Here is a 12305-nt window from a genome sequence, read left to right as displayed (position 1 = left end):
TGTGAGAATCACTTAACCCATATTTTATGGTGATTCCATGGCTACTGTACGCCTAACCGATATTATTGAACCCGCCGTTTTTACTGGCTACACCCTGCAAGAAACCATGCAAAAAACCGCCCTGGTGCGTGCTGGTGTTGCAGTACAAAACAACGTGATTGCCGAGCAACTTAAAGCTGGCTCCCATAGCTTCACCGTGCCTTTCTGGCGTGACCTGGAAGACGACGAAGCCAACATTGTTAACGATGACCCGGATACACACTCCACCCCCAAGAAGATTGGCAGCGGTAAGCAGCTAGTCCGTAAAAGCTACCTGCACCAGAGCTGGTCTGCCATGAACCTAGCGTCTGAAATCGCCGGGGATGACGCCCTAGCGAAGATTCAGAGCCGTGTAGTGGCCTACTGGGATCGACAGCTTCAAAAGCGCCTAGTAGCGTCTCTGCGCGGCATCATGGCCGATAACATCGCCAACTTTGACGGTGATATGGTGCTGGATATTAGCGCCGAGACCGGGGCTACTGGTGTGTTTGGTGCTGAAGCAGTGATTGATGCTACTGGCACCCTTGGCGACTCGATGAGCAACCTAGTCTCTATCGCCATGCACAGCGACATTTACCGCCGCGCCCTCAAGAATGACCTGATCGAATTTATCCCCGATTCCCAAGGCGGAACGATTGCCACCTTCCGAGGCTTGGCGACCGTAGTTGATGACGGCTTACCAGTAAACGAAGGCGCTTACACCTGCGCGCTGTTTGGTGCTGGTGCCGTGGGCTATGGCGCTGCTGAGCCGAGCATTGCTGATGGTACGGAAGTTGAAAATCTACCGTCTGCTGGTCGTGGTGGCGGTCAACAAATCCTGCACAGCCGCATGAACATGGGTATGCACCCTGCTGGCTTTACGTGGGTGGAAGATACCGTTGCCGACGAATCCCCCAGCCTTTCCGAGCTAGCCCTTCCCGCCAATTGGAGCCGCGTAGTAGAGCGTAAGGCCGTACCCCTGGCCTTCTTGATTGCCCGCGCTGAGTAACCGACCTTGGCCCCTACGGGGGCCATTTAGGAGGCAAGATATGGCGAAGTGCGCCGGAACCCAAAAGAAGCCCCCCAAGGGCACCAAAAAGAAAATTCTTGATATGAGTCAGCGGGGCTTGTCACTCAAAGCCATGGCCCGTGGGCTAGGTATCAGCACCGCTTTATTCCAAGCATGGCGGGAAAATCACCCCGAGCTACAAAATGCGCTAGATGAAGGGCGAGAGATTGAGCATACCAAGCTAAGAAGCGCCCTAATGGATCAAGCCGAAGGCGGCAACGTAACAGCCGCTATCTTCCTGCTGAAGTGCCGTCATGGCTACCGTGAAGGCGACCAAGGCGAATTGGCCAACCGTGTAAGCGTGACCTTTCAGCTACCGGGGCCGCAATCACTGGAAGACTTCAGCCGCACAATAGATGGGGAGGTGGTGCGTGGAAGCGATTGAGCTTAACGACTTTCAACAGCGAACCCTTGCCGCCCCTGAAGAGCTAGACCTGTTTCTAGGCGGCGGTCGTGGTGGTGGTAAGTCTTACGGCTTGGCCCTACTGTGCTTACGTCACGTTGAAATGTACGGGGATCAGGCCCGCATCCTCTACCTTCGCAAGACCTATAAGGGGCTAGCTGACTTCGAGCTGATAACCCGCACGCTGTTTGGCATGGTGTACGGCACCAGCGCCCGGTATAACCAAGGCGAGCATGTTTGGAAATTCCCCAACGGGGGATATTTAGAACTTGGCCAGCTAGAAACCCAAGGCGATTATGCCAAGTACCAAGGCCGTAGCTTCACGCTGCTGATTATTGATGAAGCGGGACAGTACCCAACCCCTGACCTTCTCGACCTGATGCGCTCCAACTTGCGCGGCCCTAAAGACATGCCTATCCGCGTGGTGGTGGCTGCTAACCCTGGCGGCCCTGGCCATCATTGGATCGCCCGCCGCTATGTGTTTCAGGCTGAGCCCTGGAAGCCGTTTTACGAGGAAAAGAGCAAGCGCCAATGGCTGTACTGCCCTTCCACCTTCCAAGGCAACCACCTGATAGACCGTGAGCAATACCGCGACCAGCTAGAAAGCGCGTGCCCTGATGATCCAGAACTATTGAGGGCATGGGTAGAGGGAGATTGGGCCGTTAACCGTGGCGCCTACTTCGCGTCTGTGTTGGAGGAGAGCCGCAACGCCGTACCCACCTGGCAGGAAATCCCCGACGATTGGACGGTATACCTTACCCACGACTTCGGAAGCAGCGCCCCCAGCGTGACGTATATCTGTGCTGTATCACCGGGTGGCTTTGGGCCTGATGATCGCTTCTACCCGCGTGGCTCTATTGTGCTGGTGGATGAAATGCACACCGCCAGACGTGAGAACCCAGACCGGGGACTAGGCTGGACAGTGCCCGTGCTTGGTGAGGAGATCGTCAAGTGGTGCCAGCATTGGGACGTGAAACCCGAAGGCGTGGCCGACGATGCGATATTTGCCAAGACAGGATCAGGAGCTGGCAGCATTGCCGATGAATTCCAGAAAGCTGGCGTTGCCTTTCACCCTGCGAAGAAGGCTGACCGTATCACCGGGTGGAACATCATGCGCCGCCTACTGGGGGATGCTGGCAAGCCCGACCGCCCCGGCCTGTATATCGCCCGGCACTGTGAGTATTTCTGGGATACCGTGCCTTACTTAGCCCGTGATCAAAAGCGGATAGAGGATATGGAAACCACGGGGCCAGATCACGCCGCCGACGCTGTGCGTTATGGTTGTTTGAGGAAGGAGCCGCAAAGGGCAAGGATGGTTCGAGTGCCTGGATTCAGATAGAAGCATAGGGGATTAGTCGGAGAGTGCCCCTGACATGTAAAACCCCGACAGCCTGCGCGTCAACGTTCCGAGTAGTAGTGACGGTGGTAGGCACTTCAAGCCTTGGCTAACGCTGGGGCTTTTTTCATGTGAGTCTGAGTCACTTCTAGCCGTGGTCAAGCTGACCACCCGAGACGGTCGCACTGACCTTCCCGGCGATATCCGATAATTGGATAACGCTAATGGGCTTGGAACCTAGCCGATTGCACAGGCACTAACAGAGTCGCTTAAAGACACTCTGTCCTAATGTGAGGAGGTTACTCGATCTAATCCCCCCCAATGCCGGGTATTACGAAAGTTTCGTAGTGCTAGCCTTCCCGCGCTTCCCCCGACTTAAAAAAAGGCTGTGATTCTGTCAATTCGATTCCCATTTTCTCCACCGAATCACCGTTGAAAGTGCCCCAGCAGCCAGCACCGTGTATGCCCTGGTGTATGCCTAACTGATAAATAAAAACAAAAACCATTTAAAAACAGACGCTTAACAAACCAGTTCAAACGACGCCGCCCCACCACCTTAAGGTTTCAGGAGTTATCAGAACTTCTCACGAAACCAGCAATCAAGCGCCTCAGGGCGCTTTTTTGTTGTCAGGAGTATTCACCCAATACCTTGACATGCCCCCATCAAAGGGGGCATATCTGGGGGCACCAAGAGCCTACACCGATGAGGTGCCCCCAAATGGCCCACGTTAGCAATAAGCTGTCGGCTACCGCCGTGCGCAGCGCCAAGCCCCAAGATAAAACCTACCGCCTTACCGATGGTGGGGGCATGTATTTGGAAGTTACCCCAACTGGGGGCACCTACTGGCGCATGAAGTACCGTTTCCACGGTAAGGAAAAACGCTTAGCGATTGGCGTTTACCCGGAAGTAAGCCTTGCCGCCGCCAGAGAGGCCCGCGACCAGGCACGTAAGTTGCTGGCGCAAGGGCTAGACCCCAGCACCACCAAGCGCGTTACTAAAGAGCTTGGCAAAACATCAGCGGGAAACACTTTTAAGGCGGTGGCCACAGAATGGCTTGAGCATATCCACCGTCATGAAGTGGTACCCGATCACTACGCCCGTAATAAGTCACGCCTTACCCGTGATGCCTTTCCAGCGCTGGGCCATCGGCCAATCACCGATATAACGTCGCCTGAACTGCTGGAGTGCCTGCGCAAAATTGAGAAGCGCGGCCACTTGGAAACCGCCCACCGGGTAAAAACGCTATGCGGGCAAGTCTTCCGTTACGCCATATCCACGGGCCGTGCTGAACGCGATTTAACCCCCGATCTGAAAGGTGCACTGCGCACCCCGAAAACAAACCATCATGCAGCGATCACCGACCCGGCAGAGCTTCCCCCACTGCTGAACGCTATCGAGGGTTACGGCGGTATGCCCGTTACCATTACCGCGCTCAAGCTATCGCCGCTGATATTTGTGCGCCCCGGCGAATTACGCCAAGCTCGCTGGGAGGACTTCGACTTGGAAAGCGCAGAATGGTCTTTTAAACCCAGCAAAAACGCCGACCCGCTGATAGTGCCCCTACCCCGCCAAGCCGTTGCTATGCTGGCCGAACTTAACCGCCTAACGGGCCGGGGTGAATACGTGTTTCCCAGCGCCCGTAGCAGCAAGCGCCCCATGGGCAACACCACCATCAAGGCAGCACTTGACCGCATGGGCTTCAAAGGCGAAATGACCGCCCACGGTTTCCGGGCCATGGCCCGCACTATATTGGCTGAACGCCTTGGCTACCCAGAGCAGTACATTGAGCAGCAGCTAGCCCACAAGGTAAAAGACAGCAATGGGCGCGCCTATAACCGCACCACTCACTTGGAACAGCGCCGTGAAATGCTGCAAAGCTGGGCTGACTACCTGGACGCCTTGCGTGATGGCGCAAGTAACGTGGTACCGATCTACCAAGGGGCCAGAGCATGAATAAGAACCAAGGCGGGTGCTACGAGATAGAAGACGGGGTACTTACTCAAAAGCGCCCCCCAACTAAAGACCGGTTCCGAGAGGTGTACAGCGAGGAAGAAGAAGCAAGGGATAACGCTTTAGTGAAGCAAGCAATCGACGCTTTAAGAGCATTAGAAAAGCGAGCCGAAGAACTAAAGCCCGGCATCACAAACGATCCTGATAACGCACTGCCAGAACTTGCAGGTTACTGGAAGCATGATGGCTTTCCCAAGGTGGGTCTGGCCATGCTTCACAACATGATGACAAAAGGTGGGAGCGACTTACCAGGAGCTGCTACTGCTTGGGAAACACACCGCAACGCTATTAAAAATGCTCGCGCTTTCTACCCGATTGAATATCCAGATGAACCGCTGAGGCTGGCGCTTTGGGAGCATGGAATAGCACGCTTTCAAAGCTTCCCTGCCCCATCCTCTAGCGCCAATGTAATAGAGGAATGCTTGAGCCAGTTTAGTGAGCTAAAGGTCGTCCAATTCGGCGGGAATCACCTAAAACCTAATGATTCAAAGCAAGTAAAGGCTAAAGCTATAGAAGATAGAAACACTCATTTTGCCAACTTGTTTTTTAATCTTTATAGAAGCGCTCCCAAATACACTAAAGACGATTCTGGTTACGAGGAAGCTGCGACCGAGCTTGCTAAGCAAGGCATATACGTTAATGGAAAAACGCTTGGCGACGCGGTAAAAAAATCAAAAGGCTCTATATTCAGTGACCTTAAGGCTTGGGGAGTTCCCAACAGCACAATCAGAGGGAAAAAGAAAGCTAAAAATTGAAGTCAAAATTTAGCCTTAATAGTTAGGTTATTGCGACCATCCTTCCAGCCATGTCCAAAGCAATCAGGAGCTACAACGACATGGCAAACCTAATCAAACTCCCCGCCGTCAAAGCTAAAACCTCCCTTAGCACCAGCACCATCTACCGTGGCGTTGAGCGCGGCGACTTCCCCAAACCTGTGCGCCTTAGCCCACGCTCCGTGGCTTGGGTAGAAAATGAGGTTGAAGCGTGGATTGAACAGCGCATTGAAGCGAGCCGCCAAGAAGGGGTCGCCTAATGTTGACCCCACGCCTACCTACCCGCTATGCTTCGATTGCTGGCGCAAAATCGCCAGCCGGGTGTGCAAGCCCGAGTTCAAATAGGCGCGACAGCGCCCATCATGACGGCGTTTTTTTTATGCCCGTCAATTATGGTGGACTGTGCGTGGGAGGCTTCGGCCTGCCGGGTTCCTATTTGTCCGGTCTTGCACACCTGCGTACAGTTCGCCACCCATCATGTGCAAGTGATCTGGCGGACTCCAATCAAATAGGAGTCACACCCATGGCACAACTACGCCTACCCAATCCAGATACCCGCAGTTTATCCAGCCGTGCCGACGCGCATAGAGCAATGGCGAAAGCCGCTTTGTATGCCGATTCCAGCACGCGCACCCGCCTTAAGCGTTACAACAACCACATTGAAAAAGCACAGCAACTTGAAGCCCAAGCCCTAGAAACTGCCAAGCGCAGTGCTGGGGGTGTGGCATGAAATTATCCGCCCGCCAATTAAAGCGCCTGACTGAATTGCTAGCGCCCTACCGTACCGATCCCATCACCAAGCCCACCATTGAACTGGCCTTACGCCTTGTGCGTAGCGAGGTGCCAGCATGAGCCAATATCAGATACCCCAAGCTCACCGGGACGCTATCGCCCATATTCAAGCGCTGGCGCTGCCTGTCAGCACCCATAGCCAAGGTGGCCATTGGGTTAGCGTCGATTTTTCGGGAATGCTACTTCAACTGAATGTCACCGTGGGGCGTCGTAGTGACCTGCACAACCCTACCGCCGTTTCCACGACTTACAGTGTGTACCTGCCGCCTTGCCAGCGCGCTGCACATGACAGCCTTGAAAAACTTCAATCTATTGCCCGAGATCTGGAAGCCCTTCTTCCCAAGGCGGTGTGCGCATGAGTCATATAAACGATCTATCCGTAAAACAACTGGTAGAGCTGCGCGACATTGCCGAAGCCAACGCCACGCTTGCAACTGTATTGGGTGATATCGCTTATCTAAGTGAGGGAGTCACAGAACAGCAGGCGCTTGCCTGGTCAACGGCGTTCCGCTGCATGGGGGATCGTGCCGCCACCTTGGCCAATGCCTTGCTTGATGAAAGCATCGACCCTGCTGGCGCAGAGCTGGAAGGGGGCCACGATGCTGACTAGCACCCATGAAAAAGCCCAGCACAATGGCTGGGCCTTCTCCGCGCCGCCTACCAAAGCAAACGCTAAGCCTGAGAATATCACACGGCATGGGGCGCGCCTATGCCTTACCGGCCCATCACGCCAACCCGTTGGGGTTCGTGCTGGCGCTGAGAAGTCACGCCCGGTAAGTAGCAAGGGGGCCGCGTGAGTAGTCCGTTTAGGCGTCAAGGCGGTGACGAGTGCAGCCCGGCACTAGAAAAGCGCACGCTGTTGGCGGGTGTTGCTGGCGCGTCCATGCCCGACATTATCAAAGCCCGCAATGCCCTGGCTGAGACCCAGCTAGATTGCGGGCCGTGGAAATGCAGCAACGATGAACAAGCACTGATCGACCACGCTAACGCTGTAGCACGTGCTGTTGAAGTGGACGCCGCGCAACTTGGCCCAGAGAAAGCGCTGGAGCTGGCGCTGCATCGGGTGAGGGAACGCCACTTAACGCCACCCAATAAGCATGGCATGAATATCATGCTTGAAAGCCTTAAGTGCCCAAGGTGGTGGGGCAAGCGCCTTAGAAAACTGACGAACCGACGCCTAGAACAGCGGCAAAGGCTGCTAGGCCGCACCCAGAAGAAAGACGAGATCTATATTAGCGATCCGGTCTACCGTCGCATGATTGACCAAGCGAACCGCAACGCTCGCTACTTAGAAGAAAGCATTGCCGTTAACCAGGACGGCGATGAATACACGCTGGCCGAATTAGTAGAGCTGGGCACTTCTAATCCCAAGAACCGTTATGCAGAGCTGATGGTGCGCATCAGCGGCCTTGAACACTGGGGAGAAAAGCAGGGCTTAACGTCTGCCATGTGGACTATTACGCTCCAAAGTGCAAAGCACCCAATGCGCCATAACGGCAGTCCCAACCCTAAATACGATGGGGCAACCCCGAAGGAAGCGCAGGCGTGCTTACAAAAGCAGTGGTCGAAAACCCGCGCCGCTTGGGATCGTGCGGGCCTGCGCGTGTATGGCCTTCGTATCGTAGAACCACACCACGACGGCACGCCCCATTGGCATATTCTGATATGGATGCGGCCGGAAGATGAAGCCCAAGTAACGGCCATTATGCGCCGCTATGCCCTTGAGCACTGCCCGGAAGAAGTCGCTCACAATCCAAGCATTCGTTTTAAGTCAGTCAGGATAGACCCCAGTAAAGGCAGCGCCACGGGGTATGTGGTCAAGTATGTGTGCAAGAACGTTAACGGCGAACAGCACGCACGGAAAAACGTTGAGGGCGATGACCTCGACTTATACGGCGAGCCGTTAGCAACAAGCGTGCCCCGTGTTGAAGCGTGGTCGCGCTGTTGGGGTATTCGCCAGTTTCAATTCTTTGGCGAACCGACCATAGACGTGTGGCGGCAACTGCGCCGCACCGATGAGGAACGCCTAGCCGATTGGGAAGCCGCCATACGCCCAGAACCAGAGGCCGCCGCTATTCTGCATGACGCACGTAAGGTGGCTATTGCTGGCGACTACTACAAATATCTCTGCTTAATGGGCGGGCCAATGCAGCCCCGTGATGCTGCACCCATTCGCCCGTGGCGTGTAGTACGCCAAACCACCGACATAGCGAACTTCGACCGTATTACCGGTGAGTGGACAAGCGACAAGCTAGGCCGCTATGGGGAGCCTGTTGCTAGCACTTGGGGCTTAGTCGTGAACAGCCAAGTGGGCCAGACCGAATACCTCACCCGGTATTACCGCTGGACGATTGAACGCAAGGGAGAGGCTGACGCCGTGGACGTTCAGCGCGTCACGGAAACGGCCACGCCCCTGAACTTGGTTGGGGGTGGGGTTGGGGTGGATTTTCAGCGCGTAGGCGAAGCCGCAGCGCCTTGGACTTGTATCTCTAATTGTACGGACGGCGATTCAGCCGCCCCGTTAGACGAGTGGGAAAGGCAAGTAACCGGGTCATTTGGTGAACATGATAGGCACCTGCGAAGTGAAAGGCAGCGGCGAATCACGAATATCCAACAGCAAGCCAAGATAGATGCCAAGCAGTACCGCGCCATGTCAGTTAGGCGACGCCTTGAGCATGAAGAACGTGAGCGCTTGCGGGCCTCCCTTGAGGAAGGCCGTGAACTACTGATAGCCATGCTGGCGCGTGGGGAGCTGTCGCCCGCTGATATTCCACCGGGAGCCATTGCATGAACGGTGAAGCCCTACTTGCCCGCATTGCCCAGATGCAAGCCACCGCTGGCGCTGCCCGGCCGCACGGCCAGCCAGGTGCCCGAGCCAAACAGCATCAACGGCGTGCAACCGTGACCACCCGCATTGAGCCATGGCTGGCGATGATAGAAAAACGATGCGGCCTACTGGCTGAAGACCGTCGCTTTATTCGCTTGAGGCTGGCCACCCAGCAACACGCCGAAGCCATGCGGTTAGCCGAAGGGTACAGCGTCGCTTGGGAACACGCCGCTATGCAGGAACAGCGCGCCCACGTGAAGAACAACGCAGGCCGTCAAGCGGCTAACCGTTGGCTAAAACGGCAGCTTGATCAATGAGCGCGCTAACGTGGTCAACCGGGCATCACTTGGATGACGTCTTCTCGATACCCTGCTGGCGCTCACGCTTGCTAATGACCCTTTGTAGGCTGTCTGGTAGCGCGTCAGCCATCCGCCGCATGCGTGCAACCTCTGCCCCGGTCAACTCCCTGACTTCACCACCGCTGTTCGTTAGCTGTTTTTTCATAAAGAACACCCCTTGTTTAACGATGCCCCGCCAAAAAGCCAATTTATATCAGCACCTTGCGTTGCTGTATTTATTCTAATATCTATTATAAACTGTATATATATACAGTATTTTGATTAAACACTTTGGAGTTAAAGCAATGCCTAAATCACAGACCAAAAGCACGCACCTTACCATTCATCTTGATGAGCACACGGTATCAATGCTAGCGCAGCTTAAGCGCCAAATTGATGCAGAGCGTCACCCCTCAGCACCACCTTATTCAATGGCAGAGCTGGCGCGCTTATCGATCCGCAAGTGGTGCGACAATCAAGCCGCCCCGGTGCCACACCCATGGCTAGGTAAAGAGAGCGGGGAAGCGTAACCGTGGATATTCAGATTTATGATGTTATCGACGGTGTGACCGCTGCCACCGTCAAGCGGTTGTTAGCCAGCGGAAGCAACGAACCTATCACCCTGCATATCAATAGCCCCGGTGGCAACGTCACCGATGCCCTAGCGATCTTCAATAACCTGCGTGCCTATGCTGGCAACGTGACCGCGTTAGTGGATGGCCTTGCGGCAAGTTCTGCAACGCTGGTCATGCTGGCAGCGGATGAAGTGGTAATGGCTGCGCATAGCCTCATCATGGTGCATAACCCGTGGTCTGTGGTGATGGGCGATGCAAGCGCAATGCGCCGAAGTGCAGACACGCTTGATAAAGCCGCTGGCGAAATGGTCACGCTCTATGCTGAGCGCACCGGGCAGAGTGCCGAAGCCATCACGGCAATTATGGAAGCTGAGACTTGGTACAACGCAGAAGAAACGGTAGCGGCTGGATTTGCCAAGCGGGTGGAAGCCAGCGAGCAGGACAAGCCCCGCATGTCAGCGGTGGCCATGGCCTACTTGGCCAACATAACCAACCGACCAGAGGCAGCCGCCCAGCGCCGTGAAACGCAGATAGCCGCCCTATGGAAATTCATGCCCGACGACCCCGCCGTTGCCCAACTTAAAAACAGTCAGGACATTAACACTATGTCAGTCGAACAGATCCGCGCCGCTGCCCTTAACGCCTTAGGCCAAGGCACCACACCCACAGCACCACCGCGCCAAGATGTTGGCGCATTTGCTGATAATGGTAACGCCGTACAGGATGGCATGATTGAAGCGCTGCTGGATCGTGCAGGCGTTGCCAAGTCACAAGACAAGAGCAACCACTTCCGCACCATGAGCCTGGCAGAGATGGCGCGGGCATCGCTTACTGAGAAGGGCGTAAGCGTGAATGCTTTCGGTACCAAGATGCAGATGGTGGGCGCAGCCTTCACTCATACCTCTAGTGACTTTGGCCATGTGCTCATGAACGTGAGTGAGAAGGCTATGCTAAGAGGCTGGGAGAACAGCGGCGAAACCTTCAACCGCTGGGCCAAGAAGGGCACACTCTCCAACTTCCACACCGCGCACCGTGCGGGCCTGGGTGGTTTCCCCTCACTGCCTAAGGTGAAGGAAGGGGCAGAGTACCAGTATGTAACAGCAGACGACCGCTCCGCACCTATCGCGCTGGCCACTTATGGCGGGCTATTCAGCATCACCCGGCAGGCCATCATCAACGATGACATGAGTGTCTTTCAGTCGATCCCGGCCAACATGGGGCGGGCGGCAAGCCGTACCATTGGTGACTTGGTTTACGCCATCTTGATGAGCAACAACAACTTCACCGACGGCAAACCACTGTTTCACGACGACCATGGAAACATCGTTACCAACGCTGAGGGCTTCGTACCTGCCGCGCTGGGTGAAGCGCGTAAGCAAATGCGTATGCAGAAGGATAGGCACGGCAACACACTAAACATCGCCCCCGGCTTTGTTATCGTGCCCGCCGCCCTTGAGTCTATCGCTATGCAGGTGCTGCGTAGTACCTCAGTGCCGGGCGCTGAAACCAATAGCGGTATCATGAACCCGGTCAATAGCCTGGGTGAGCTAGTGGTTGAAAGCCGTCTCGATGCTCACTCCCCGGATAGCTGGTATGTAGCTGCTGAACAGGGAAGCGATACGGTAGAGGTAGCTTACTTGGATGGCGTTGACACCCCTTACCTTGAACAGCAAGAGGGCTGGAGCGTGGACGGCGTAAGTTACAAGTGCCGCATTGATGCAGGCGTTGCACCGCTGGACTATCGCGGCATGGTGCGCGGTGGTAAGGCATAACCCTTAGGGGGATCATCAAGGCAGCCAAAGCCGTGAGGGGGCTAACCCTTCACGGCTTTTTCATGCCTCGCGCTGGCGCTCACATGCGCTAGAAAATTAAAAGGTACTCCCCCACCCACCCCCACTACTACGGGGGCAAGCAGTCCCGGAATTTGCCTATGTACGGCAAATTTTCAGGGGTTGGTTGTTGTTTCGTTATCACCCCATCAAGCCCTATGCCCGGCATACCGTGACCACCGCGCTACTTTTGAGCCGACATAAGCCACTTATGAGCTATTTAGATGTTTTATAAGGCTTTTAACGCCACTGAGGCTTTGCCTCACCACCACGCGATAACCGTTAAAGTGGGCACCCCATCACCCCGCCCAAAGGCACGCGATACAACAACCCA

15 protein-coding genes are annotated in these 12305 nt (G+C 55.3%); 14 read left to right on the top strand and 1 reads right to left on the bottom strand.

Annotated elements, in window-relative coordinates:
• Window positions 1–37 precede the first annotated feature (37 nt).
• The 12 genes from ACT3T6_RS05075 (at window position 38) to ACT3T6_RS05020 (ending at window position 9546) form a co-directional block, all read left to right on the top strand.
• Window positions 38–1027: a hypothetical protein gene (locus ACT3T6_RS05075; RefSeq protein ID WP_193053228.1), complete on the top strand. Its 990-nt coding sequence runs from the start codon at window positions 38–40 to the stop codon at window positions 1025–1027.
• Between the two features lie 40 nt (window positions 1028–1067).
• Window positions 1068–1472 carry a hypothetical protein gene (locus tag ACT3T6_RS05070; RefSeq protein ID WP_193053227.1) on the top strand — a complete coding sequence of 135 codons (405 nt, stop codon included), beginning with the start codon at window positions 1068–1070 and terminating at the stop codon, window positions 1470–1472.
• Window positions 1459–2829, top strand: coding sequence for a phage terminase large subunit (locus ACT3T6_RS05065; protein ID WP_193053226.1), 1371 nt, complete (start codon window positions 1459–1461; stop codon window positions 2827–2829). The genes ACT3T6_RS05070 and ACT3T6_RS05065 overlap by 14 nt, the downstream gene beginning before the upstream one ends.
• Before the next feature lie 715 nt (window positions 2830–3544).
• Entirely contained in the window at window positions 3545–4780 is a 1236-nt protein-coding gene (locus tag ACT3T6_RS05060; protein WP_193053225.1) for a tyrosine-type recombinase/integrase, read from the top strand.
• A complete protein-coding gene (locus ACT3T6_RS05055; protein WP_193053224.1) occupies window positions 4777–5592 on the top strand; it encodes a hypothetical protein in 816 nt (271 codons plus the stop codon). The genes ACT3T6_RS05060 and ACT3T6_RS05055 overlap by 4 nt, the downstream gene beginning before the upstream one ends.
• A gap of 80 nt (window positions 5593–5672) precedes the next feature.
• The gene (locus ACT3T6_RS05050) at window positions 5673–5870 is read left to right on the top strand and encodes a helix-turn-helix transcriptional regulator (RefSeq protein WP_193053223.1); all 198 of its coding nucleotides are present in this window, start codon (window positions 5673–5675) and stop codon (window positions 5868–5870) included.
• 263 nt (window positions 5871–6133) lie between these two features.
• Window positions 6134–6340, top strand: coding sequence for a hypothetical protein (locus ACT3T6_RS05045; protein ID WP_193053222.1), 207 nt, complete (start codon window positions 6134–6136; stop codon window positions 6338–6340).
• A complete protein-coding gene (locus ACT3T6_RS05040) occupies window positions 6337–6462 on the top strand; it encodes a hypothetical protein (RefSeq protein ID WP_264298626.1) in 126 nt (41 codons plus the stop codon). The genes ACT3T6_RS05045 and ACT3T6_RS05040 overlap by 4 nt, the downstream gene beginning before the upstream one ends.
• On the top strand, window positions 6459–6761 hold the full coding sequence (locus tag ACT3T6_RS05035; protein WP_193053221.1) for a hypothetical protein: 303 nt from the start codon (window positions 6459–6461) through the stop codon (window positions 6759–6761). The genes ACT3T6_RS05040 and ACT3T6_RS05035 overlap by 4 nt, the downstream gene beginning before the upstream one ends.
• A complete protein-coding gene (locus tag ACT3T6_RS05030; protein WP_193053220.1) occupies window positions 6758–7012 on the top strand; it encodes a hypothetical protein in 255 nt (84 codons plus the stop codon). Before ACT3T6_RS05035 ends, ACT3T6_RS05030 begins: the two co-directional genes overlap by 4 nt.
• Window positions 7013–7195: 183 nt before the next feature.
• Complete coding sequence (locus ACT3T6_RS05025) at window positions 7196–9193, top strand: replication endonuclease (protein WP_193053219.1); 1998 nt, start codon at window positions 7196–7198, stop codon at window positions 9191–9193.
• Window positions 9190–9546 (top strand): hypothetical protein, encoded by a 357-nt coding sequence (locus tag ACT3T6_RS05020; RefSeq protein ID WP_193053218.1) that lies wholly within the window; start codon window positions 9190–9192, stop codon window positions 9544–9546. Before ACT3T6_RS05025 ends, ACT3T6_RS05020 begins: the two co-directional genes overlap by 4 nt.
• 25 nt (window positions 9547–9571) lie before the next feature.
• Here the strand turns inward: ACT3T6_RS05020 and ACT3T6_RS05015 are convergent, their stop codons facing one another.
• Entirely contained in the window at window positions 9572–9733 is a 162-nt protein-coding gene (locus tag ACT3T6_RS05015; RefSeq protein ID WP_193053217.1) for a hypothetical protein, read from the bottom strand.
• Between the two features lie 139 nt (window positions 9734–9872).
• On the opposite strand from ACT3T6_RS05015, the gene ACT3T6_RS05010 reads away from it, so the two are divergent.
• Both ACT3T6_RS05010 and ACT3T6_RS05005 read left to right on the top strand, forming a co-directional pair.
• Window positions 9873–10097, top strand: a complete 225-nt coding sequence (locus ACT3T6_RS05010; protein WP_193053216.1) for a hypothetical protein — start codon at window positions 9873–9875, stop codon at window positions 10095–10097.
• A 2-nt stretch (window positions 10098–10099) separates the two neighbouring features.
• On the top strand, window positions 10100–11914 hold the full coding sequence (locus ACT3T6_RS05005; RefSeq protein ID WP_193053215.1) for a ClpP-like prohead protease/major capsid protein fusion protein: 1815 nt from the start codon (window positions 10100–10102) through the stop codon (window positions 11912–11914).
• Window positions 11915–12305: the final 391 nt, after the last annotated feature.

The sequence above is a fragment of the Halomonas sp. 72 genome, from assembly GCF_052379785.1.
GTDB classification, from domain to species: domain Bacteria; phylum Pseudomonadota; class Gammaproteobacteria; order Pseudomonadales; family Halomonadaceae; genus Vreelandella; species Vreelandella citrativorans.
The sequence above is the reverse complement of the archived record's forward strand: the minus strand, read 5'-3'. Positions and strand labels throughout refer to the sequence as shown.